Below are 24,861 nucleotides of genomic sequence, written 5' to 3' on the forward strand. Positions count from 1 at the left end.
GTTTTAGGCGGCCGCCGATAACGAAGATGGGACAGAAAACTATCTGTAGCTTACTCTCTCTCTTGCAACTGATAGTTCCTATGTTAATTATTATTGGAGGCTCTCATGGCTTTAAGTGTTAACTCAAATATAATGTCTTTGAATTCTCAAAGACAACTCTCTCGTTCGAGTGAGGCATTATCAACATCATTCCAACGTTTATCGTCTGGTTTACGTGTAAACAGTGCGGCAGATGATGCGGCAGGTTTGCAAATTGGTACGCGTTTAAACTCGCAAGTACAAGGTTTAAACCAAGGTGCACGTAATGCAAACGATGGTATTTCACTATCGCAAACAGCAGAAGGTGCGTTGGAAGAAACCTCGAACATGCTGCAACGTATGCGTGTATTGGCAATTCAGTCAGCGAATGGTTCAAACACTGATTCGGATCGTGATGCACTGCAAAAAGAATTCACAGAGCTATCTGCTGAGATTGATCGTGTTGCAAGTGATACGAGCTTTGGTGGTGTAAATATTTTAGATGGTACGTACGACACAGACTTCCAAGTTGGTGCTGATGCAAACCAGACTATTACGTTAAAAGTAACGACAAATATGAACTCAACAGGACTTGCGCTTTCTGATGACTCTATCAGTACTGCTGCAGGCGCACAAACAGCTATAGGTGCACTAGATGATGCGTTGTCAACAGTGAACGGTGTACGTGCTGATCTTGGTGCGAAGCAAAACCGTTTTAGTTCGACTATTCGTAACTTAAACAACGTAGCAGAAAATGTAGCAGCGTCTAAGTCACGTATCATGGATACAGACTTTGCAGCAGAAAGTGCGGCATTGGCGCGTAACCAAGTATTACAACAGGCTTCAAGCTCAATGTTAGCGCAGGCTAACCAGCAGCCGCAAATTGCGTTGTCATTGCTGTAATAAATAGTAATCGTAATGCTTTTTATAGATCACACTGAGTGGTGTGATCTATAAATATTTGACTGAATAATATCCCTCCCATATAGCGTATTCATAGAGCCCAAACTAAACAATTACACCTCTAAACTAGAATAATCAGAACGAATCATGCTTCAAAATTAAAAGCATTTTGTGATTAAATTATTAAAGTAACTCTTTGTTTATTTGTTGGTTATTTTTCTTCTAGTGGCTTACTTGTAAAAATTGATTAAAGAATCTTTTTGACGTGTCGATATCTTAATCAAACGAGTTGTTTGGCGGTAAATACCGCAGATAGAAGAGGGCGAGAATCATGGCTTTATATGTAAATTCAAACATCACATCATTGAACGCACAGCGTCAATTATCAAATTCGACAAATGCGTTAAGCACGTCTTTTCAGCGTTTATCATCAGGTTTACGTGTTAACAGTGCAGCGGACGATGCAGCAGGTCTTCAAATTGGTACACGTTTACAATCGCAAGTAAATGGTGCAAATCAAGGCGCACGTAACGCGAATGATGGTATTTCACTAGCTCAAACAGCAGAAGGTGCACTAGAAGAAACGTCAAATATGTTGCAACGTATGCGTGTTTTATCGATTCAATCGGCGAATGGTTCAAACACAGACTCAGACCGTGATGCACTACAAAAAGAGTTTGCTGAATTATCGGCAGAGATAGACCGTGTAGCAAGTGATACAACGTTTGGTGGTGTAAACATCTTAAATGGTACTTACGATACAGACTATCAAGTAGGGCCAGATGCTAACCAAACGATTCAGGTGAAAATTACCACCAACATGAACTCAACGGGTCTTGCACTTTCAGATGATTCAATTAGTACAGCAGCAGGTGCGCAAACAGCGATTACAGCACTAGATGATGCTTTATCAATCGTAAATGGTGTACGAGCTGACTTAGGTGCGAAGCAAAACCGTTTTAGTTCGACTATTCGTAACTTAAACAATGTTTCAGAAAACGTATCGGCGTCGAAATCACGCATAATGGATACAGACTTTGCGGCGGAGAGTGCAGGTCTTGCACGTAACCAGGTGCTACAACAAGCATCAAGCTCAATGTTAGCCCAGGCAAATCAACAGCCACAAATCGCATTATCCCTAATTGGTTAACACTCTCTCCTAGTAAATCAAGTTAGTACTCCCTCTCTCATAAGAGCAGCCATTTGGCTGCTTTTTTTATTGTGTGATTTAAAAAAGTACAAAAAATTACAGGTTTTTTCTAAAGAAATTACTCCCACTGTCGATATAGTTTTTAGTTAAAGAAATTAATTAGATAACAGTTCTTTTTAGCATAATTGCTTAGAACTAGAGGGTGAACATTATGGCTTTATATGTAAATTCAAACGTCACATCATTGAACGCACAGCGTCAATTATCGAATTCAACAAATGCGTTAAGCACGTCCTTCCAACGGCTGTCATCTGGTTTACGTGTTAACAGTGCAGCAGATGATGCGGCCGGTCTTCAAATTGGTACACGTTTACAGTCGCAAGTAAATGGTGCAAACCAAGGCGCACGTAATGCAAACGATGGTATTTCACTATCGCAAACAGCGGAAGGTGCACTAGAAGAAACCTCGAACATGCTGCAGCGTATGCGTGTTCTGGCAATTCAATCAGCGAATGGTTCAAATACAGCATCAGATCGTGCAGCACTGCAAAAAGAGTTTTCTGAGCTATCGAGTGAAATTGACCGTGTAGCAAGTGATACAACGTTTGGTGGTGTAAATATTTTAGATGGAACATTTACAGCTGATTTCCAGGTTGGTCCAGATGCGAACCAAGTGATCAATGTCGCTATCGCAACAAGTATGGGGGCAACAGGTTTAGCTGTAAACGATGACACAATTGCGACTGCATCTCAGGCTCAGACAGCGATTACCGCAATTGATGACGCTTTGTCTACGGTAAATGGTATACGTGCAGATCTCGGTGCGAAGCAAAACCGTTTTAGCTCGACTATTCGTAACTTGAATAATATTTCTGAAAATGTGTCAGCGTCTAAGTCACGTATTTTAGATACGGACTTTGCGGCTGAAAGTGCAAGTCTTGCGCGTAACCAGGTGTTACAACAAGCATCGAGCTCAATGTTAGCTCAGGCAAATCAACAGCCTCAGATAGCATTGTCGCTAATTGGTTAATACTCTCTCCTAGTTAATCAAGTTAGTACTCCCTCTCATAAAAAAAAGCGGCCTAATGGCCGCTTTTTACTTTTTGTTAAAAAGTTTAAAAAAAAGCTAAAGGGTTTTAGACGGGCGCCGATAACGAAGATGGGACAGAAAACTATCTGTAGCTTACTCTCTCTCTTGCTACTGATAGTTCCTATGTTAATTATTATTGGAGGCTCTCATGGCTTTAAGTGTTAACTCAAATATAATGTCTTTGAATTCTCAAAGACAACTCTCTCGTTCGAGCGAGGCATTATCAACATCATTCCAGCGTTTATCGTCTGGTTTACGTGTAAACAGTGCAGCAGATGATGCGGCTGGCTTACAAATTGGTACGCGTTTAAACGCGCAGGTACAAGGTTTAAACCAAGGTGCACGTAATGCAAACGATGGTATTTCACTATCGCAAACAGCAGAAGGTGCGTTAGAAGAAACCTCAAATATGTTGCAACGTATGCGTGTATTGGCAATTCAATCAGCGAATGGTTCAAATACAGCATCTGACCGCGCAGCACTGCAAAAAGAATTTTCTGAACTGTCGAGCGAGATTGACCGCGTTGCTACAGATACGAGCTTTGGTGGTGTGAATATCTTAGATGGTTCATTTACCGCAGCGTTCCAAGTGGGTGCAGACGCAAGTCAAACGATTACAGTAAGTATTGGTACTAGTATGGGCGCAACAGGCCTTGCATTAAATGATGATACTATTGCAACAGCCTCACAAGCTCAAACAGCAATTACCGCTCTTGATGATGCGTTGTCAACAGTGAACGGTGTACGTGCTGATCTTGGTGCGAAACAAAACCGTTTTAGTTCGACTATTCGTAATTTAAACAACGTAGCAGAAAATGTAGCAGCGTCTAAGTCACGTATTATGGATACAGACTTTGCAGCAGAAAGTGCGGCATTGGCGCGTAACCAAGTATTACAACAGGCTTCAAGCTCAATGCTAGCGCAGGCTAATCAGCAGCCGCAAATAGCGTTGTCACTGCTGTAATTCAGGTAAAGTGAGGTAGCTTTCACTTTACAGAAATGTAAGTAAGCTTTAAGCACGTTATAGGACTATAATTGTGTTTAAAGCTGCTCATTCCAAATTTTGGAGTTGCTATGAATTTAAGTGATATTTCAATGACGGCCAATCCAATCCGTGACCCTGTAGATGCCGTTAATCAAGATACAATGGTCAAGCCTAAAAATGATGTTGAGGCTAAGGATAAAAGTGTTATCGAAGAGGTACCGACACCTCTATCTGATGACGAATTGGCGCAAACCTTGCTTGAAACTATTGATAAAGTAAGGCAATTTGCTCAATTGCAATCAAAAAATGTAGATTTTTCAATCGAACGTTTTGATGGGCTATCAGTGGTTGTGGTCTCTGATTCACAAACACAGGAAGTGTTAAGGCAGATCCCATCAGAAGAAATGATTGAAGTATCGAAAAAGATTGAACAGTTGCAAACAGAAATCCTAGGCGCGAGCTCAGGTATGTTATTTGATAAAAAAGTGTAATTGAGGTGATTTATGGCTGGTATTACAGCGGCAGGTGTTGGCTCAGGTCTTGATCTCGAAACGATAATAAAAACAACGCTTCTTGCTGAAAAGACGCCTAAAGAGCAACAATTAAATAAACGTGAAATTCAATATGCAACTGAGCTATCAGGTGTTGGTACGTTTAAATCGGCGTTAGACAACTTTAATTCTGCTTTGGCTGAACTAGCTAAAGAAGAAACCTTTACTGCACGCACGGTGAGTTTTAAAAACGGCCTTGAAGAAGATAAGCAGGCGTTTGAGATTTTTGCTAGTTCGACTGTTCAATCGGGTGAGTTTGCCATTGAAGTGCAGGCTCTTGCTCAAGGCTCAAAACTTGAATCTGCTGCGTTAGGTAGTGCGACAGATCCGGTAGGAAGTGGCAACTTGACATTTGCAGCAGGCGGAAACAGTTTTTCGATTGCAGTTGATGCGGCTGACACTTTAGAAGATATTCGTGAGAAAATTAATGCTGCAGGCGATAATTTTGGTGTAAGTGCCAACATTATTAACTCAGATGCCGGTGCTGTTCTCACATTTAACTCAGACGTGACCGGTGACGGTAATTCACTTACAGTAACTGCGGATGATGATTCGCTTGCTTCAATTGCAACATCTGCACCTACAGCCGCAGCAGGTCTTACAGAGACGCAAGCCGCGGGAAATGCACGAGCATTGATAAATGGCCAGCTTGTCACTGATAGTGATAATAAGTTATCAGATAAAATTCAGGGCACGGTCATAACTCTTAAAGAAACAACAACAGGTGCAGAAACGGTTACCATTGGTGTTGACCAATCTGAAGCAAAGGAAAAACTGAAAGGGTTTGTTGATGCATATAACGAACTTAAATCACAGTTAGACGGACTATCTGATCCTGAAAATGGATTACTTGCAGCTGATGGCAGTATTCGAATTGTGGAACAGCAATTGCAGAGAATGTTTACAGGTGAAATATCTGGTACAAATACTAATGTTAAATCACTTTATGATTTAGGTATTACCTTTGACCGTGAAGGTAAAATGGAAATTTCCAGTATTGCACTGGGAACTAATCCAAGTGGCACAGAACGTTTTGAGTCAGCCTTATCTGATAATTTTTCAGAAGTTCAAAGTTTATTTGTTGGTGATACAGGTCTTGGTAAGCAGGTTAACGATTATGTTGAATTGTTTACTGGTAAAAAGGGCTCGCTAGTTGAACGTGAGACCACATTAAACGAATCAATGGAAGACATTACGATAGAGCGAGAAAAACTGGAAGTCAGGCTCGATGAGTTAGAAGCGTCGTTGCGAAGCCAATATGCAGCCCTAGATCGCGTTATGGCTCAGTATCAAGTGGCAGGTTCGTATATAGCAAATATATTACCTGTTACAAAAAGCAGTAAAGATTAAGAGGAAAGTATGGTTAATCATCAGGTCAATAAATACAAGAAAGCGCAAAATGAGCTGTCATTGCTTGCAGCTAATCCGTATGAAATTATTCAAGTGTTAATGAAAGAACTGATGACACAGTTGTATATTGCGAAAGCAAGCATTGATCGTGCAGACATCGAAGCGCGCTCGCAGGCCATTAATAAATCGATTGATTTGATTGGTGGCCTCAAAGGTGGACTAAACATGGAAGCAGGTGGAGAGATTGCTGATAATCTTAACAATTTATATGACTATATGGTTATTCGTTTAAGTGAGGCAAACTTGAATAGCTCAGCGGATATGGTGGAAGAAGTGAAAAACCTATTTTTACCTATCAAGCAGGCGTGGGATGGGATCAGCGAAGAAGATAAACAAAAGGGATTCCAGTTAATTGCAGAACATAAGCAGTAATCTAAGCTATGGATGAACGACAATTAATTGACGCTTTGACAAAGGTAAATACTTTATCTCAAGATATAAAAACAGCCCTTTACGATAGAAATATAACTTATGCTGAATCTGTGTTGGTTGAGCGTTCAATTCTGCTCAAGACTATCCCCCCATTAGAATCACTCACAATTTCAAATAATGTACTTGAACAAGCAGTTGAAATGCTGAATGAAGTTGAACATATTGATAGTGTTGGCTTAAAAAATGCTTCTAATCAGAAAAAAGAGATTCAAACTAAGTTAAGTGCTGGCGTGAAAGCGCAAAAAGCAATCTTAACGTACCTAGACCACAAGGTGTAAAGGGCTTTTATAAATGAAAGATAGTTTAGATAAAAATATCCAAGCACAAATTGAGCGATTAGAAGGTGTTCAAAAAGTATTGCAAAAGAGGGTAAAGCTCGAGCGCGAACTGCAATCACTTTCCGATAATTTTATGTCTCCTGATTTCGATCTCGAGGCGCGCTTTCAAAGCAATATGAACTCCTTTTTGAGTTTTTACCCAGATATTTACCATAGCTTTTTAAATTATAAGCTTGAACGATACGAATTACGCTTTGATGAAGAGTTCGGTGTCAATATATTTGATACACAAACAAATAAGTACATGTATGCAGAAAACGTGTTTAAAAGCTCTTATTTACAATACAAGCGATTTAAAAGTGAACCGCAATATATTAAGAATAACTTCGCGGAACGAGAAGAAAAAATTGATCGCTTTTTACATACTAGGTATTTAAAAAAACTTACTAAGTTTTATCTAGAAGGGCTGGAAGAAGAAGAGTTGGATAAGCTGCCAAATACTATTTCGTCAATGCTTATATTTGGTATTGGTGCTGGTAGCCATATCGAGGCAATGCTTGAAGAACATCGCGTTAAAAACTTGTACCTTTACGAACCACATTTGGATTTATTTTATTTAAGCTTATTTTTAACAGATTGGACAAAAATTTTAGAACAATTAAATGCCGATGAAGCTCAATTGCATTTAAGCTTGGGTGAGGCTGAAAGTGATAAAGAGTTAGTTAAAGAAATTGCAGATGTGTTTATTAAAATAGGGCGATTTCATGCGGCTCACTCTTATATTTATGTTCATTATACCGATAAAATATTAACAGAGGCCGTTGCCGAGGTAACAAAGCGCTTTCATGAAAATATGCTTGGCTTTGGCTTTTATGATGACGCTTTGATGAGTGTTGGGCATTTTTACTACAATATGAAAAATTCGGTGCCTTTATTAAAAAGTGGTCCGCTTGAAAGCTTAAAACAAGTCCCTGTTTTCTTAGTAGCGAATGGCCCATCACTAGATAATGACATAGAAGTGGTGCGAGCCATGCAAAATCACGCAATCATTATTAGGTGTGGTTCCGCAATCGGTGCATTGCATAAATATCAAATTACACCAGACTTTCATTGTGAAATGGAACGCTGTTTAATTACGAAAACGGTTATTGATGCAGTTGATGATCCCGAATACGTTAAATCAATTAATCTGCTGGCACTAAATACAGTACAGCCCGAAGTTTTTCCGTTATTTAAACGCTCAATTCAAGCAATGAAGACGGGTGAGGCGGGAACTGCTTTATATATACAAAATAAAGAATCAAATCCGAGCAGTTTAGCGTACTTAAATTATTGTAACCCTACAGTGTCAAATTGTGCATTAGCATTTGTTGAAAAGATGGGGTTTGAAAATGTTTATTTGTTTGGTGTTGATATGGGCTATGTAGGTTCACAACATCACTCAAAAAAGAGTATCTATTATAGTACTGACTCAGGCAGTGATCGTAAACTTTATGATGCGTCGGGCTCTGAATTGCAAGTTGCGGGTAACTTTGTTGACACGGTTAACACTGACTTAATCTATAACTATTCTAGAATGGTTATAGAAGAGTTTCTTAGATTACAGCCTCATTTAAATGTAGTTAACTGCAGCAACGGTGCGAACATTAAAGGCACTCAAGGAATACATTCGCGAGATCTACCTGAACTAAAAGAACTTGATAAAAACACAATTGTTGAGAGTATATTCTCTAAGCTCACAAAGCCAATTTCAGATACAGATCTGAAAACATTTGAGAATAATTTACAGCAAGAGATGTTTGCAGATTTATGTGATCTCATTGTTGAAAAGTTTGATGAAATACCAGATTCAAAAGATGCCGCAATTGCTGTTTTAGAAGAGCAATTACAACGATTAGAAGGTTTTAACGCTAGTAATGTATCTCATTTTAACGATTTACTCCGTGGCAGTTTATTACATACGCACTCTGTGCTTTTGAACATTTTAAATTCATACAACAGTGAGCAAGAAAGTTTACAGCGTTTCACTGAAGCAGGAAAAATTGTTCAAGAATATGTACTTGAAATGAAAAAAGAATATTTAGAAAGTCCATTTAAAATTGATCTTGTCGATGATTCTCACATTTGGATAGAGTAAATATTATGAAAATAGATCAGCGTGATATTTTTCTTTCCTCAGAAGGGGATAAGTGGTTTGAACGGAATAAACAAGTTTATAGTGAGACTCATGAAGACAAGGTAATCGATTTTATTAAAGCACAGGAGTTGACCCCTAAACGTGTACTTGAGATTGGTTGTGCGAGTGGTCTAAGGCTTCATTCTTTGTACAAGGAGTTCGGTTCGGACGGGTACGGCGTAGATCCGTCATCTTTCGCAATTGAAACTGGTAAAAAAAATTATCCACATTTACATTTGTCGGTTGCGACAGCTGATTCAATTGATTTCGAAAAAGACAGTTTTGATTTTGTAATTCTTGGCTTTTGTCTCTATCTATGTGACAGAGAAGATTTATTTACCATTGCAGCAAAGGTTGATAAGGTTTTGAAGAATGGTGGGTATATTATTATTCAAGACTTTCTTCCTCCTTACCCTTATAAAAATAAATATAGCCACTGTGAAGGGCTATATAGTTACAAATTTGATCATAGTAGAATGTTTACATGGAATCCGCTTTATTCGACGCTAGCAACAGATATTTCTACTCACTCTGCGCGTGAATTGAGAACAGATGTAGATGAGCGTGTAGGTATAAGCTTACTATATAAACAAATCGACGATGCATATCCAAATAAGCAAAAATAGATGCACATAGCGATTAGAGTTGACTCGTCAAGTCAAATTGGTGCGGGGCATGTTATGCGCTGTCTTAACTTAGCTCGTTGCTTTCGTGAGCATGGTCACACAATCGCATTTGTATGCAGAGATTTGCCCGGTAATTTAACCCCCTTTTTGAAGAGTCTTGAATTTGAGGTGGTTACACTGCACAATCAAGAGCCATCATCTTCTCAGTTACTTTCTTCATATGAAAACTGGATAGGGGTAAGTTGGCAACAAGATGCTAAACAGTTTTGTTCATATAATCTGCAGGTTGATATAGTAATTGTTGATAATTATGCCCTTGATTATAAATGGCAGTCACAAGTGCAGCAGCATTTTAATTGTAAAATGGTTGCAATCGATGATTTAAAAAGACGACATGTTGCCGATGTGGTAATTGACCAAACTCTTAATTGCACACCTGCCGCTTATTCCGACTCTGACAGCAGGTGTATCTTAACGGGCACAAGATACGCAATGCTCAATCCAAAGCTGCTAAATTATCGTAACACTGTGACTAAATCTTCACTTGATGGTTTTCTCAGAGTGCTAATTAGTTTTGGAGCAAGTGATGAGCCTAACGGTACATTGCGTGTATTACAAACCCTGGTTGCAGCTCGCATTAATTTTCAGGCAACAGTCTTATTAAGACCTAGTGCAATAAACTATCAATTGGTTAAAGAGTTTGTAAACAGATACCCTAAGTTTATTAAACATTTTGACCATATTGATAATATGGCAGAAATTATGATAGAACACGATGTTGCAATAGGTGCCGCTGGATCTTCATGTTGGGAGCGTGCTTGTATCGGGTTACCAAGCATAATCGTGCCCATTGCTGATAATCAGCGCGATATTTGTGATGCCCTTGCTTTAGAGAACATTGCGATTCAAATTAAACTTGAACAAATAGAAGATAAACTCCCTTTCGCGGTATCTGAACTGATTGAAAAATATGATGATTTGAAGTTTAATGGCCTAAAAATTTGTGACGCCAAAGGGGTTGAGCAGATATATAATAAGGTAATGGAAGCGATAGGTTGAAAGTACTCTTTTTAGGCACTGAAAAAACTGCGGTGTATCAATGGTTAAAGCATTTCGATTACGAGTTGCTTTTTACATCCACTGCTATAAGCATTGAAAAAGTAATCCAAATCGAGCCTGATTTTATCGTTAGTCATGGTTATCGCCACATTATTGGACCAGATATTGTTGCTGAGTATTTTGGTAAAATAATTAACTTACACATTAGTTATTTACCTTGGAACAAAGGTGCAGATCCAAATTTTTGGAGCTTTTACGATAATACGCCAAAGGGCGTAACTATTCATCTAGTTGATGATAAGCTGGATACTGGTGATATTTTGGCACAATGTGAACTTGACTTTAATTTACAAAAAGAGACACTAGCATCATCATACGCGATACTGCAGAAGTCGATTTTAAATTTGTTTATTCAATCGTGGCAAGATATTGTCACTGGTAAACTTATAGCTAAACCGCAAATAGGTGTAGGTACTTATCATAACACCTCTGACAAAAATGAGATTTTTGAAAAGCATAATATTAGTTGGGATACACGATTATGCGACATCGTACTTTTGAAAAAGCAGTTAGAACAGAAGTAGAGACAAACTAGTTCATTTCACTTGTGATATTCATATAAACTATAATCTTACTTTCCTTAGTTGCAAATCTGTCGACACTTGAATACGTCCATTCTTAGTTATATGTCTATTGTGAACTCCCCTAAATAGAAAGTGGTAGGTAAAAAAATTAGATTGTGGCCACGATTAATTGACCACAACACTTATTAACCTATAACAAAGCACAAGCGAGATTAATTGAATGACTTCTATTTATTGGTGGAAGAAACAAAGGCAATGGTAGAGAGCACGCTCAAACGTATTGGGCTTTCGCTCATATTGAATGTGTGAACCGATTTCAGCATTGTTCCAATGCGCATATTTTGGACCGCGAAGTAGACGGTGAAGCAAGTTATGCTCTACCGTTAATCGAACATATGGTTGCGGTACCTGAGAGCCTTTGAATGTTTGGGTGGGCTTTTTATCAAGAGACATAGTAAAACATACTTTCTCACTTTCGATCACTAAATAAGTGGTCGACGAGTAGTTAATTTCATCAGCTTTGGATTTAAAGCGAAAATAGGAGTTTAACATTAAGTCCTCAAGCTCGTTATCATCCCAGACATCATTATCATAGGCGAGAGGCTGTTTGGTAATGTGGTTCATATACTGCTTTAATGTTGGTACTGCCTTGGTGCTTTTTATTAACTGCTGAATAGTTAAATCGTATTTATCATGCTGATTTAACAGTAACCCCTTACAATTGCTCGGGGTGTTGGCTTCTAAATAGCAGGTGGCATCTCCTAGGCTCGGCACGCCACGATGCTCATTCATATGGGCATAACGGGAGCCTAATATATAAGTACCGGCAAATGGTGCAAAGGCTTTAGGTTTAACAAGTTCAATGAAGTTTAGCGCTTGTTGCAAAAATTGTATTTGTTTAGCCTTTGCAGCATTGTTTTTTAGCTCGATTGAGTCAAACTGAAAACATTGTGGATAAGGGCCTGCACCAGCATAGCCGACCATTAAGAGGTCAATATCCAGTTGATCAAGACCATTCTTTAAAATTGTATGACTAGCTAATTCATAAGGACAATCATTTAAATTAAGTAAATGTTTACCTCCATGTGAAAACAGTGCTAGGGAATCAATTTGAGTGCTGCCAAATTTAGTTTCAATATGTCCACACCCCAAAAATTTTGAGCAGAGCTCTGGATTACAATTGTCAGCGGCATAAATAGTTAATTGACTACCATTCTTAAATTTATAGGGTGTAGTGTTGTTCAACTCAATGACCTCAAAACCCAATAATTCCAATTTACGTTTTAAGAACGGGGAACTGTATTTGTGAATAAGTATAGGTTTTTTATAAGGTAATTTGTTTAATGTCGCTTCACTTAAATGGTCCGGGTGGATATGAGATACATAGATATAATCGTATTGAAGTAAGCTTAGCTCAGATTCAGCAAATGGTGGGTAATGATACCAACTGCCATAATATTCACCTTCCGTTAGCCATGGATCTGTTAAAACTCGGATTTCTCCCATCTCAACAATTTGTGTTGAGCTTTGTAGGTGAGTAACGATCATCTTTTAAGCCACTCGTCTGATTGCAACGGTAGGTTGTTTGCTTAAGGGGTTACTAAGCATTTCAAACTTTTTGTTTGTTTCTTTTAAAAACTCTTTCATTGCTAACGTTTCTCCAGGCCACTCTGTAGTACATGCTTCATCAAAAACAATTACACCACCAATACTAATTGAATCCGAGAGTAACTTTAATGCAGCACGAGTTGGCTCGTATAAATCAAAATCTAAGTAAGCAAAAGAAATTAAAGAGTGTGGATTTTCTTTTCCGTATTCGGGAATAGTGACTAGCGCATCGCCAGGGATAAGTTTTACCTTGTCTTCCAGTTCGAATAATGAAATCGCTTTTTTTAGTGTCTGTTCATCACCGCAGTACTTGCCTGTTTGCGTGTTAGCGAACTCTCCGTCTTCTTTTACACCTGTCGGTAAGCCTGAAAAATTGTCGAACCCAATTATTGTTTTTGGCGCATATGGTTCTAAGAGAGAGCTCATTTTCGCTAAAAACATTAAGTTTGCACCTTTCCAACAGCCAAACTCTATGATGTCTCCAGGAACTCCTTGAGTACTTTTCAGTAATTCAAAAGTCCAAAGTTTATTTGCTATTGTATGTACGCCTGCATACAAAGCATAGTGATCGATCATATCGTAAAGGTTCGGTTGGCCAATATCTTCCGCGAAGCTGGTTCTATTAGCTATAAAGCTATCTGGTTTCATAATTGGATCCTGTTTTAGAACAATAATTAAATTTTAATTTTATATCGCCATTAAATGAAATTAGACTGAGCTTAATTATATTACCGCTCAACCTTAATATAGAGAACAGTCAGTCTTTTCTATAAAGTGCTTAAATAGGTCTATGGTATCAAGGCTTGATTCAATATGAATAAGCTTTGCTAACAACAGAGCCACAAAACCTGAAAGTAAACTGAATACCTTTGTCGATTGGCTGAAGTACAGGTTGAATGGGCCTAAGACAAAATTAAACCATGATATAATAACTTATATATTTGTCGTCTGCCTATTGACCATATCCCATGTCAATGCTGTAGCGGCTTCTATATCCATTGTAGCTTCCAAACCTAAAACAACATCTAGGTATTTTGGAGCAAGTCCATAGCCCGGTCGAATGCAGCGAACATTGTCTTTGGAGAACACTTCTCCTTTCTTTATATCTTTGCTGATGTATAGCGAGCGTCGAAATATAAGGTTAGGTTGTTCTGATTGCGCTAGGGTAAAATTTGGTTTACCAATCGCGTGCCAAGCGTCACGAACATCCTTACATAAAGCTTTTAGTTCTTCGGGCTCTAAAGAAAATGCTGCGTCTGGCCCCCCGTCTGCTCGTGCTAACGTAAAGTGCTTTTCGATAACTTTTGCACCTAAAGCTACTGATGCAATAGCGGTTGTATTACCCAACGTGTGGTCTGATAAGCCAATTGGGAGATCAAACTTTTCTGCAAGGGCTTTTATTGTTGCTAAATTAGTTTGCTCTATCGGGGTAGGGTAACCACTCACGCAATGAAGTAGTGTTACTTGACCGTTACCATAATTTAAGGCAACAGCAAGCGCCTCTTCAATTTCTTGAATATTTGCCATACCGGTAGACATAATCATTGGCTTTTTTGTTTCAGCAACTTTTTTAACTAGCTCATGATCAATTAACTCAAATGAAGCAATTTTGTATGCAGGTGGGTCAAATTGAGTTAAAAAATCAACAGCAGTTTCATCGAATGGTGAACTAAAAATATCAATTCCTAGCTTATTTGCTCGATCAAATAGCGCTTGATGCCACTGCCAAGGTGTATGTGCCCAATCGTATAATTGATAGAGGCTCTTACCTTGCCATAATCCTTCAGATATACAAAAATCTTTTTTATTAGAGTTTAACGTTAGTGTATCCGCGGTATATGTTTGTAATTTAACAGCATCTGCGCCTGCTTCTGCTGCTGCATCAATTAGCTTTAATGCCCTATTTATGTCGCCATTATGATTCCCTGACATTTCCGCTATGATGTAAGGAGGCGTGTTGCTTGATATTTCTCTTTCACCAATTTTCATAGTGTTATCTGACCTTAAAGACATTCTCTATTTGTTTACCATCAAGATGCGCTGCTAAATTACCTTGTTTATCCAAATCATTTAATTGAGTAAATAATTCCTGATAATGCATTATAAGTTGATCTATGTTTTCAAAACTATGCGCGTAGGAAAGGTTGTGTGTTCCGATAAATAAAACACCGCGTTTGCAGAGCTCTTGAATCAACCAAGATTTAATTGTGTCTGCAGAGTTAACTCTGTCGTTAGTAATGTTTAAAAATGTCCAAGGGGCGAGTCCTTTTAATTCAAACATTGTAAACTCTGAGCAATATTTTTGATATTGCTCTACCAAGTAATTACCTAACGTCCAAATATATTGACTGAATTCAATTTTCTTCATCTTTCCGATAGTTGCTTTAGCTGCTGCAAGAGATAAAGTTTCGCCCCCAAAAGTTCCTGAAAAAAAGATATCATTCATTAACATCATAACTTCACGTTTACCAACGATTGCAGATAGCGGCATACCGTTAGCCATCCCCTTACCAAAGGTTGCTAAATCGGGTGTTACACCAAAGTAGCTTTGAGCGCCACCTAAGTGATATCTAAACCCAGTGATGATTTCATCAAAAACAAGCACGATGCCATTACGAGAGCATATTTCTCGTACTTTCTCTAAAAAACCGTCTTCAGGAGGCGCTATATTAAGTGGCTCCATAATGACTGCTGCAAGTTCGTCTGGGTGATTTTCAATGAGCGCTTCTAGTGAAGAGATATCGTTGTAAGTGAAGCCATGAGTTAGCTTTTTAGTGGCTTCAGGCACACCTATATCACGTGTGGTCGAACCTATATACCAGTCTTGCCAACCATGGTAACCACACACAGCAATGTGTTCTCGTCCTGTATAAGCTCGTGCTAGACGCACGGCAGCACTGGTAACATCACTGCCATTTTTAGCGAAGCGAACCATTTCAGCACAGGGAATAAGGTCAACTAAGAGCTCTGCCACTTCAGCTTCTAAAGTATGGGGAAGTGAAAAACTTATGCCTGATAAAAGTTGTGCTTTGATTGCATCATCAACTTCTTGGTCTTGGTAGCCCAAGCTAACGCAGAGCAAGCCATTAATGTAGTCGGTATAAATATTGTTATCGAGGTCGGTAACCTGAGCGCCCTTACCATACTTAATAAAAAGTGGTGCAGCTTTAAAAGGCAAAGCCATTTTACTTTTACTAAAGGTTTGGCTTGCTAGTGGTATGATGTTTTGCGTCTTTTCATACCAATTTAGTGATTCAGAAAAGCTGATAGTCATTAATTAGAAACCTTGTTCTTTGTCTTGTAGCAGCGACAATTTGTAGCCTTCATTTAACTCTATATCGGCATTGAGCGCATTAACTTGCGGGTGTGATTGTAAATACTCAACGATTTGTTGATAACCAAATTGTTGCCCATCGAAATGACGATAGATTGCTGAAATGACCTCAAAGTCTTGTGGATGGTCGACGCTAATTCGAAATTCAGAATAATCTTGATCTATGGTGAAATCTTCCAATGAAAACAAATTAGATTCGCGAATAAAAGGTGTTACGTGTTCACGCTCTGAAGGTTTTTTTGCTTTCTCATAAGCGGTTTCTAGCGCATTAAAGCTAAACACTTCGACATCTTGCCCATCAGGAAAGCACCTTGTAACACAGTTGCTAGTATAGTCTGTGTTGTTTGTAATATGTGTGCTAACTATTTGGTCAATTAACTCGGGGTCAATCAGTGGGCAATCTCCACATATGCGTATAATATGAGAAAAATTAAACGCTTTAGCGCAATGATAAAATCGTGCTAGTACATCATTTAAATCGCCACGGTAGCATTCTATATTAAGTTTTTGGCATAGTGTTTCAATAGGACTATCTAGCGCTTCATTTGATGTCGCCACAACAACTTTGTCCACAACTTTTGTCTGTGTAAGACGCTTAAGTTGAATCTCTAGCATTGGTACGCCATTAATAGGCAGTAATACTTTTCCGGGTAATCGTGTTGAACTCATTCGAGCTTGAACAATAATGCCTATCATACTTCCTCTATTTTAAAGGTTTGGCCAGTTACTTGGTATAATGAGCGAGTTATTGGTGCAAGCTAATTGGTGGTAACTGACATTAACTTTGATGTGCCAGGCGGTGTGAATTTGTGCTAACTCTGATGCCGAACAACAGCCAACAACAACTCGATCAATTTCATCAATTGATTTTAGAAAACTTAAGCAAATTTCGAGCCTAGAGTGAGATACTGAATCAACAAAGCTGTCGAAGGCATTTAATTCGCTGAATTGCGAAAAAAAATGACTGCGTGACTTTGGTGACATTAGGAGCAATCCTTGCAAAAATGCGGAACGTACGTGAATTTCAATACCTTGCTCTTTCATTTTGGTTAATAAACCATCTTGTAAAAAACGCTGGTCTAATACATTTAAAGGTATTTGAATTATATCGGGTTTGAGTATTTCAAATAGCTTTATTTGTTCTGGAAAGTAAAGTGACATTCCAATTTTATGCACTAATCCTTTTGCCTTTAATTCAGCGAGTTGCAAAGCGATTTCAATGGACTGTGGGCTGTTTAACACGTTTGCATCGTGCAACATTACACCGTAAATTGTTCGTTTTCTTAGTTTAATAAGAGATTCCTGAAGCAATTGGCTCACGTTGATCGTTGCATCGGTGTCAATAGCAAGTTTTGTAACAAGCTTAAAACTATCATTAGCAATTTGGCCTAAAACACGTTCACTACTGCCATACATTGCTGCAGTATCAAGCATATCAATAGATAAACTTTCAGCTTGCATAAGTAATTGCTGAGCGTTTTTAATTGAGACTCTACCTTGATTATTACTGATCCCGTAATCAAGTCCTAACTGTACTGTTCCAAGTGCTAACTTAGGCATCGCAGGTATTTAGTATTTTATCAAGGGTATTACAAATATAAGTGATTTCTTGCTCGGTTAAATCAGGGTAGAGCGGCAAACTTATCGCGCTTTGGTAGTAACGCTCAGCATGAGGGAAATCACCTAATTTAAAGCCTAATTTTTTGTAATAGGGCTGTATATGTATCGGAATGTAATGTAGGTTTACGCCAATTTTATTGTGACGTAATTGCTCAAAGCAGTGCTTGTGTTTAGCTGGATTATTTAAATTGATAATATAGAGATGGAAACTGCTATAACATTGTTTATCACGCTGTAATTGAGTTACGTCGACGTGCTTTAAACGCGAATCATACAATGAAGCGAGTTTATTGCGCTTAGCAACAAATTCATCGAGCTTGCTTAATTGGCTAAGCCCTAAAGCAGCTTGAATGTCGGTTAGGCGGTAATTAAATCCAAGAATGTGCTGCTCATAATACCAAGGGCCGTGATCCTCGGTGAGTTCAGCTGGGTTTCGTGTAACCCCATGACTTGATAATTGTTTTAGCGTTTTCGCTAATACATCACAGTTGGTTGTTGCGATACCGCCTTCGCCAGTTGTAATTATCTTAACTGGATGAAAGCTAAATACACATATATCAGAAAACTTACAATTGCCGACTTTACTATCTTGATAACTTGCCCCAATGGCATGAGAAGCATCTTCAATAATATGAATGTCATATGGCGCTACGGCATTATAAATCGCTTGCATATCGCACGATTGACCCGCTAAGTGTACGGGAATAATCGCTTTTGGTAATTCATTTTGTTGTTCGGCGTCAGCGAGCTTTTTTGCGAGTGATTCAACACTCATAAGGCCTGTTTGCGGATCTATGTCTACAAAGTCAATTTGCGCACCACAATATAATGCACAGTTGGCTGATGCTACGAACGAAATAGGTGATGTCCAAACTGTGTCGTTGTTACCGATCCCCAACGCTAGACACGCAAGGTGCAAACAAGCTGTTGCATTGCTGGCAGCAATCGCATGTTTTGCACCGACATATTCTGCAATAGCATTTTCGAATAATGAAACAGCAGGCCCTTGTGTAATAAAGTCAGACTTTAGAACTTTAACAACTGCATTTATATCTTGCTGATCAATGTGCTGCTTGCCGTATGGGATCATTTTACAGCCTGTGCATTGAATTCGGCTATTTCATCGACACTTAAAAAGTGTGGATTATCTTTTGAATTGTATTCATAACCAGGTTTTACTGGTCGTCCTTTTTCACCAATTGCATTAATTGTGAAATCGTTGCTTCGGCTACTAAATTTTATGCCTGGCGCGATAACAAAATGGTCGTCATATTCAAATGTGTCATAGCATAGATCGGCAGGGCACATTACTTCGTGCAATTTTTCTCCTGGGCGAATGCCGATGACTTTTTGAGGTAAATTCGGGGCCATTGCAGATGCTAAATCGGTTATTTTAATCGATGGAATTTTAGGCACGAAAATCTCACCACCTAACATACGTTCAAAGTTTTTAAGAACGAAATCTACCCCTTCTTGCAAGCTGATCCAAAAGCGTGTCATATCTTCGTGGGTAATTGGAATGTGGTCTTTGCCTTCGTTAATGAATTTTTCGAAAACTGGTACAACCGAACCTCGTGAACAAACAACATTGCCGTAACGCACTACTGAAAATGTAGTTCTATGGCCACCTGCAATGTTATTGGCGGCTACAAATAATTTGTCTGAAGCAAGCTTGGTTGCGCCATATAGGTTTATTGGGTTTGCAGCTTTGTCGGTTGAAAGAGCAATGACTTTTTCAACATCATTATTAAGTGCTGCATCAATAACATTCTCAGCACCATTTATGTTGGTTTTAATGCATTCCATTGGGTTGTATTCGGCTGCAGGAACTTGTTTTAGTGCCGCTGCGTGGATTACGTAATCTACGCCTCTCATTGCTCTGTTTAGGCGCTCTTTATCTCTTACATCACCTATAAAGTAACGCATACAATCTTGATTAAACTCTTGTTGCATTTCGAACTGCTTGAGTTCGTCGCGCGAAAAAACGATGATTTTCTTGGGTTGGAAATGTTTGAGCAACGTATTAACGTACTTTTTGCCAAACGACCCCGTACCACCAGTTATTAAAATTGTTTTGTTGTTAAACATAGTGTGTCCCATGCATCCAAGAGTTTTTAAATAAAAGAGTACTTTCATTACTTTAGCTTACTAAGCAGTATTTATGCCAATGGTTTGTCAATAATTCCTTGATTGGTGGTTAAAAAAGCATCGTGCTGTACTATAATTAAACGAGGTGTTTTGCTCTCAATCCAATTTGAAGGTACTTAAACATGAAAGTGCAGAATCAAAGTTTTAATTTCTTGAATAAAGCCGAAGAGTCAAAAAAAACGTTAATTGAACAGTTAGCCAGTGGTAAGCGTGTTAATAGTGCGTCAGATGACGCTGCCGCATTAAATATTATTGAACGCTTGCAAGCGCAGCAATCTGGACTAAGTCAGGCAATTCGTAATGCCAATGACGGGGTATCATATTCGCAAGTGGCTGAAAGTGCGTTGTCAGGAGTCAATGAATCAGTACTTCGTATTGAAGAATTATCACTGCAAGCGTCAAATGGCGCGCTTACAGATTCAGATCGCAGTGCAATTCAACAAGAAATTACGCAACTTCAAGATTTGATTAGCGATACCTTGAGTGATACGACTTTTGGCGGTCAGGCGGTATTTTCGGGGAACGATGTTGAGTTTCAAGTTGGCGATAATGCTAATCAAGTGCAGTCGATAAACGCAGGTGATAGTAACTTGGTCACTAATGTGCTCAGTATTGATGTCTCAACACAGTCAGGAGCACAAGCCGCACTGGGGGTGACCGCGCAAGCAAGAGATGACATCAATGATACACGTGCAAGTTTAGGGGCTAGTCAAAATCTATTTGAACAGTCAATACGCAGCAATACAAACAGTGTAATTGACATTGCTGCGTCACAAAGCCGTATTCAAGATACTGATTTTGCTCAAGCAATTTCTCAACGCACTGCTAGTGATATTTTATCTCAGGCATCGGTAGCGCTTGCTGGGCAGGCAAATCAGAATGCCAGCCAAGTACTGGGCTTGCTTTAATTTGCTTGTGATATATCAAACTTTGGTGTCAATTTTTTGAATTGACGCCAAAATCCCGCCACTTGTACCTTGCAACATCGGTCTAAGCCGTTACAATAAAACAATAATTAGAATAACATTATAATTGTGCCCGTATATGAGCTTTACCAATTCCACTTGGGTTATTGACGAAAACGAGAATCGAGCAAATAAGTTAGTTGCATCACTGTGTTTTATTGGTGAACACGCGAAAGTGGCAACAGCAACAGACGTGCAAGAATCAGCATTGCATCATGTGGAAACGGTTTTTTTAGGTGCGTTAACAGGTCATGACCATGAAACGCTGATAAAAAGCCAGCCAGAGACTCCTTTTATTCTAATTGGTGAAACGCTACGACCGCTATTATCGTTGGCTAATGTGATAGGCATTTTAGCGGAGCCCTTCGCTTATGCGCCAACCACTGAGTTGCTACGCGACTGCCAAGAATACAAACGTCATTTACCTAATTTAACGAGCTCGCAGAATGAAAAGCGCTTTGACGGCTTAATTGGCGCGACGTCTGAAATTGAGCATATTCGTTTTTTAATCCAACAAGTTGCGAAAACAAACGCGAATGTACTTATTTTAGGTGAGTCGGGCACAGGTAAAGAAGTTGTCGCACGCAATATTCATTTATTGTCTAATCGCAACAGCGGGCCATTTATTCCGGTTAACTGTGGCGCGATTCCAGGCGATTTACTGGAAAGTGAGTTATTTGGTCATGAAAAAGGGGCTTTCACTGGGGCTATTTCTACGCGCAAAGGGCGATTTGAAATGGCACAAGGAGGAACTTTATTCCTTGATGAAATCGGTGATATGCCAAGCCAAATGCAGGTTAAGCTGCTACGAGTTTTGCAGGAGCGTGTATACGAGCGCGTTGGTGGCGGTAAGCCAATAAAAGCGGATGTTCGTATCATCGCTGCCACGCACCGTAATCTAGAAACCATGATTGAAGAAGACGCGTTTCGTGAAGATTTATATTATCGCTTAAATGTATTTCCCATTGAAAATCCATCATTGCGTGAGCGTAAAAATGATGTTCCTTTATTATTACAAGAGTTAATTAAGCGCAACGTTGCAGTTGGTGGTGCAAATGTAAAGTTTACCGAGCGAGCGCTTGATAGTTTAAAAGAACATGGTTGGCCAGGTAACGTTAGGGAGCTCTCTAATTTAGTGGAACGTATGCAAATTATGTTTCCGGAAAAAGTGGTTGATGTGTCTGATCTGCCAAAAAAATATCAGCATATTGATGTGGAAGAGTATATTCCAGAGTATCCAGAAGAGATTTTAGAGCGTCAGGCCCTCAACGATATTTTTAGTGAAGGCTTTGGTGAATTTGAAGAAAACGACAGAGATACTTTTGATGTTCCACTTGATACAAGTCAACCTGCAGTACTGCCTGCTGAAGGTATCGAATTAAAAAGCTATTTAGCAGAGTTAGAAGTGTGTTTAATTGAACAAGCACTTGAGCGCAATGAAAACGTGGTAGCGCGCGCTGCTGAAGTGCTTGGTGTAAGGCGCACAACGTTAGTTGAAAAGATGAAAAAGTATAATCTAAACAACTAAATAAGTTCACAGTAATGGCTTGCTTGTTAATTCATTTTGGCGTTAACAGTAGGCCATTTAGTCGGCATTTCCCCTATATAAATCTAAACGATAATTAGAGTCTAGACTCTATATTTATTGTACCTAAGATAAATTATATTGAATTCAACTGTAATAATTGTTAATTTTTTGTATCGAGGTTGAGGAAAATAATAATTATAAGGTTGGTAGTATGAAACAATTAACAATTACGGCATGTTTAGCCTTGTCTTTACTTGGTTGTGGCGATCCCGACAGCTTGGATAACATTGAATTTGTTAAACGTAATTTAGAAAATAAAAACCTACACGAAAAGCTACTGACAATTGAGCTTACGAAAGATCGCTCGAAGCAGCACCAAGAGCTGTATCAAAAAATTAGTACAAGCTATAAATTACTTGAGCAAAGTAAAACTGAGAAAGACCGCTTTTCCTCGTACCATCATAGTTTTCTTGCCCGTGATGCATACTATACCGATGAATCTGACTATCAAGCCGTAGTGAGTGCCAAGAAATTAGAGGACGTCACTGGGCTATATCGTCGCATTGAGCCTTATTTTAAAAACGAACAAACAGCGGACTTTATTTATACCACTACGGCAGATACATGGGATATTTACTCGGTAATACAGCAAGTAAAATACAATGCGCAGGTTTTACATGCGGTTGATGAAGGTAAAAATGTTAAGAAGAAAAATAACAACCCAGAGTTAAGAAAGTGGTTAGATAGAGCCATTGCACGTGAGTATCAAGAACTACAAGAAATCGTTTTTATATTGGTTCAGGCTAGTGAGACCAATAAGGAAGATTTTTATGCGGATAAAAAACAAATTGAACAAGACGCAGACCGCATTCTAGCAGGTGTTCGTGCAGAAAAAGCCAGACAAATGTTAAAACCAGATATGTACGCATGGCAGCAAAAGAACTTATGGCGCTACGAGCTGGTTAATAATACGTGCATGGTACTGGATGAAAAAATTAGAGATTACGCCATCGCAAAAGATTGTCATCGTTTATTAAAGGCATACGAAGGTTACACAATCGAGCCTGATGAATTTTCAAACTTCGCGGCTAAATCTCGTATGGCACGTAACAAGTTAGCGGCCGTGACCGAAGAATTAAAAGAACGCTACAACTACAGCGAAAAAGTGCAGAAGTCTGATTTAAAACCGAATGACCAACTTAACTCACTGATGATGTCGTTGAAAAAAGATATGTATCGTGCAACGCCAAATATTGGCATCTTATAGCAGGTAGTAGTGAGCTTAGTCTTCTTTTTGTTGCACGCACGCAGTGAGGCGAAACATCGAACGTTGCAATACAAATGCATTAAAACAAAGCAAAAGTAGTGCAGTAAAAAGCGACAGATATTAATACAAGCGGCAATGGCCGCTTTTTTTATGTCATTTATTCAGCCAGTTGATATGATAGTAACTCTGTATTTTTGAATAGTAGGTGTAGTTTGAGTTCACATTATCCAATTGGTATTCCTGGCCAAAAGTGGAATGACGCAGAAAAGTCACAATGGTTAAATCAGCAACAAAAAAAGCGTGATTACAATCAGCTGGTGGTTTTACAAATAAACCAACTAACCGATGCATTTGATATTGAAAGTTATGGGCAGCTGCCTTACGGTGATGATCTTACTCTTTTTGCTCTGCGCTCTAAATCTTGGCAACAAGATAAGCCATGTGTATTAATTACAGGTGGAGTACATGGCTACGAAACTAGCGGCGTAATGGGGGCTCTGGCATTTGCTAAAAACGATGTCAAAGACTTTGAAGATGCGTTTAATTTTGTGATTTTACCTTGTATTAGCCCGTGGGGATTTGAAACCATTAATCGTTGGAATTCCTATGCCGTCGATCCAAATCGATCTTTCTTTAATGATTCACCTGCTCCCGAATCTCAGGCGGTATTAAATTACCTAAGCAAACTTAATTGTGACTTCTTAATGCATATCGATTTGCATGAAACCACAGACACCGACAATTCTGAATTTCGCCCAGCATTAGCAGCGCGTGATGGCGCTCAGCACACCAACTGGAATATTCCTGATGGGTTTTATTTGGTAGGCGATTCTAAACGTCCAGAAGCGGCGTTTCAAAAAGCCATTATCGAGTCTGTTGAACAAGTCACTCATATTGCGCCAGCGGATGAAAATGGTGAATTAATCGGCGTAGCGATTTCACAATTTGGTGTATGCAACTACGACTGTAAAGGTTTATCTCTGTGCGCTGGTATTACTGATGCGACATATGTCACTACCACAGAAGTTTATCCGGATAGCCCTAAAGCGGATGAGCAAAATTGCATTGATGCACAAGTTGCCGCAATTCGTGGCGGGTTAAACTACTTGAACGCGTTGTAACGGAGAGA

At 39.0% G+C, this 24,861-nt stretch carries 24 protein-coding genes; 16 read left to right on the forward strand and 8 right to left on the reverse strand.

The genetic code is table 11. The features are described 5' to 3' along the window. The first annotated feature begins 105 nt into the window (after positions 1 to 105). From PSPO_RS03955 to PSPO_RS04010, 12 genes are all read left to right on the forward strand, one after another. On the forward strand, positions 106 to 921 hold the full coding sequence (locus PSPO_RS03955) for a flagellin N-terminal helical domain-containing protein (RefSeq protein ID WP_010560728.1): 816 nt from the start codon (positions 106 to 108) through the stop codon (positions 919 to 921). Positions 922 to 1,252: 331 nt separating this feature from the next. Next, complete coding sequence (locus PSPO_RS03960; protein ID WP_010560727.1) at positions 1,253 to 2,071, forward strand: flagellin N-terminal helical domain-containing protein; 819 nt, start codon at positions 1,253 to 1,255, stop codon at positions 2,069 to 2,071. 211 nt (positions 2,072 to 2,282) lie between these two features. Further along, on the forward strand, positions 2,283 to 3,101 hold the full coding sequence (locus PSPO_RS03965; RefSeq protein ID WP_010560726.1) for a flagellin N-terminal helical domain-containing protein: 819 nt from the start codon (positions 2,283 to 2,285) through the stop codon (positions 3,099 to 3,101). A 208-nt stretch (positions 3,102 to 3,309) separates the two neighbouring features. Continuing rightward, entirely contained in the window at positions 3,310 to 4,125 is an 816-nt protein-coding gene (locus PSPO_RS03970; RefSeq protein WP_010560725.1) for a flagellin N-terminal helical domain-containing protein, read from the forward strand. Between the two features lie 110 nt (positions 4,126 to 4,235). After that, entirely contained in the window at positions 4,236 to 4,637 is a 402-nt protein-coding gene (locus PSPO_RS03975) for a flagellar protein FlaG (RefSeq protein ID WP_010560724.1), read from the forward strand. Between the two features lie 12 nt (positions 4,638 to 4,649). Beyond that, complete coding sequence (gene fliD / locus PSPO_RS03980; protein WP_010560723.1) at positions 4,650 to 6,047, forward strand: flagellar filament capping protein FliD; 1,398 nt, start codon at positions 4,650 to 4,652, stop codon at positions 6,045 to 6,047. 9 nt (positions 6,048 to 6,056) lie between these two features. Further along, a complete protein-coding gene (gene fliS / locus PSPO_RS03985; protein WP_010560722.1) occupies positions 6,057 to 6,479 on the forward strand; it encodes a flagellar export chaperone FliS in 423 nt (140 codons plus the stop codon). Between the two features lie 8 nt (positions 6,480 to 6,487). Further along, complete coding sequence (locus tag PSPO_RS03990; RefSeq protein WP_010560721.1) at positions 6,488 to 6,817, forward strand: hypothetical protein; 330 nt, start codon at positions 6,488 to 6,490, stop codon at positions 6,815 to 6,817. A gap of 133 nt (positions 6,818 to 6,950) precedes the next feature. Further along, the gene (locus PSPO_RS03995; protein ID WP_267890926.1) at positions 6,951 to 8,954 is read left to right on the forward strand and encodes a motility associated factor glycosyltransferase family protein; all 2,004 of its coding nucleotides are present in this window, start codon (positions 6,951 to 6,953) and stop codon (positions 8,952 to 8,954) included. 5 nt (positions 8,955 to 8,959) lie between these two features. After that, a complete protein-coding gene (locus tag PSPO_RS04000) occupies positions 8,960 to 9,619 on the forward strand; it encodes a class I SAM-dependent methyltransferase (protein ID WP_010560719.1) in 660 nt (219 codons plus the stop codon). Further along, positions 9,620 to 10,678, forward strand: a complete 1,059-nt coding sequence (pseG, locus tag PSPO_RS04005) for a UDP-2,4-diacetamido-2,4,6-trideoxy-beta-L-altropyranose hydrolase (protein WP_010560718.1) — start codon at positions 9,620 to 9,622, stop codon at positions 10,676 to 10,678. It abuts the gene before it with no gap. Continuing rightward, positions 10,675 to 11,262, forward strand: a complete 588-nt coding sequence (locus PSPO_RS04010) for a formyltransferase family protein (RefSeq protein ID WP_010560717.1) — start codon at positions 10,675 to 10,677, stop codon at positions 11,260 to 11,262. The genes pseG and PSPO_RS04010 overlap by 4 nt, the downstream gene beginning before the upstream one ends. A 231-nt stretch (positions 11,263 to 11,493) precedes the next feature. On the opposite strand, the gene PSPO_RS04015 is transcribed toward PSPO_RS04010, so the two are convergent. From PSPO_RS04015 to pseB, 8 genes are all read right to left on the reverse strand, one after another. Next, positions 11,494 to 12,810, reverse strand: coding sequence for an MBL fold metallo-hydrolase (locus tag PSPO_RS04015; protein ID WP_010560716.1), 1,317 nt, complete (start codon positions 12,808 to 12,810; stop codon positions 11,494 to 11,496). 3 nt (positions 12,811 to 12,813) lie between these two features. Further along, positions 12,814 to 13,518, reverse strand: a complete 705-nt coding sequence (locus tag PSPO_RS04020) for a TylF/MycF/NovP-related O-methyltransferase (protein ID WP_010560715.1) — start codon at positions 13,516 to 13,518, stop codon at positions 12,814 to 12,816. Positions 13,519 to 13,803: 285 nt separating this feature from the next. Next, positions 13,804 to 14,859 carry a pseudaminic acid synthase gene (gene pseI / locus PSPO_RS04025; protein WP_010560714.1) on the reverse strand — a complete coding sequence of 352 codons (1,056 nt, stop codon included), beginning with the start codon at positions 14,857 to 14,859 and terminating at the stop codon, positions 13,804 to 13,806. Between the two features lie 4 nt (positions 14,860 to 14,863). Continuing rightward, positions 14,864 to 16,144 (reverse strand): aminotransferase class III-fold pyridoxal phosphate-dependent enzyme, encoded by a 1,281-nt coding sequence (locus PSPO_RS04030; protein ID WP_010560713.1) that lies wholly within the window; start codon positions 16,142 to 16,144, stop codon positions 14,864 to 14,866. Between the two features lie 3 nt (positions 16,145 to 16,147). After that, the gene (locus PSPO_RS04035; protein WP_010560712.1) at positions 16,148 to 16,900 is read right to left on the reverse strand and encodes a cytidylyltransferase domain-containing protein; all 753 of its coding nucleotides are present in this window, start codon (positions 16,898 to 16,900) and stop codon (positions 16,148 to 16,150) included. A gap of 12 nt (positions 16,901 to 16,912) precedes the next feature. Beyond that, complete coding sequence (locus PSPO_RS04040) at positions 16,913 to 17,764, reverse strand: aldo/keto reductase (RefSeq protein WP_010560711.1); 852 nt, start codon at positions 17,762 to 17,764, stop codon at positions 16,913 to 16,915. Beyond that, positions 17,757 to 18,914 carry a UDP-4-amino-4,6-dideoxy-N-acetyl-beta-L-altrosamine transaminase gene (gene pseC, locus PSPO_RS04045; protein WP_010560710.1) on the reverse strand — a complete coding sequence of 386 codons (1,158 nt, stop codon included), beginning with the start codon at positions 18,912 to 18,914 and terminating at the stop codon, positions 17,757 to 17,759. The genes PSPO_RS04040 and pseC overlap by 8 nt, the downstream gene beginning before the upstream one ends. Next, the gene (pseB, locus tag PSPO_RS04050; protein ID WP_010560709.1) at positions 18,911 to 19,912 is read right to left on the reverse strand and encodes a UDP-N-acetylglucosamine 4,6-dehydratase (inverting); all 1,002 of its coding nucleotides are present in this window, start codon (positions 19,910 to 19,912) and stop codon (positions 18,911 to 18,913) included. Before pseB ends, pseC begins: the two co-directional genes overlap by 4 nt. Positions 19,913 to 20,094: 182 nt before the next feature. On the opposite strand from pseB, the gene PSPO_RS04055 reads away from it, so the two are divergent. From PSPO_RS04055 to PSPO_RS04070, 4 genes are all read left to right on the forward strand, one after another. After that, positions 20,095 to 20,880: a flagellin N-terminal helical domain-containing protein gene (locus tag PSPO_RS04055; protein ID WP_010560708.1), complete on the forward strand. Its 786-nt coding sequence runs from the start codon at positions 20,095 to 20,097 to the stop codon at positions 20,878 to 20,880. A 136-nt stretch (positions 20,881 to 21,016) separates the two neighbouring features. Continuing rightward, positions 21,017 to 22,465, forward strand: a complete 1,449-nt coding sequence (locus PSPO_RS04060; protein ID WP_010560707.1) for a sigma-54 dependent transcriptional regulator — start codon at positions 21,017 to 21,019, stop codon at positions 22,463 to 22,465. A gap of 211 nt (positions 22,466 to 22,676) precedes the next feature. Beyond that, positions 22,677 to 23,732, forward strand: coding sequence for a hypothetical protein (locus PSPO_RS04065; RefSeq protein ID WP_010560706.1), 1,056 nt, complete (start codon positions 22,677 to 22,679; stop codon positions 23,730 to 23,732). A gap of 212 nt (positions 23,733 to 23,944) precedes the next feature. After that, entirely contained in the window at positions 23,945 to 24,853 is a 909-nt protein-coding gene (locus tag PSPO_RS04070; RefSeq protein WP_010560705.1) for a M14 family metallopeptidase, read from the forward strand. The last annotated feature ends 8 nt before the right edge of the window (positions 24,854 to 24,861 follow it).

Source organism: Pseudoalteromonas spongiae UST010723-006 (assembly GCF_000238255.3).
Classification (GTDB): domain Bacteria; phylum Pseudomonadota; class Gammaproteobacteria; order Enterobacterales; family Alteromonadaceae; genus Pseudoalteromonas; species Pseudoalteromonas spongiae.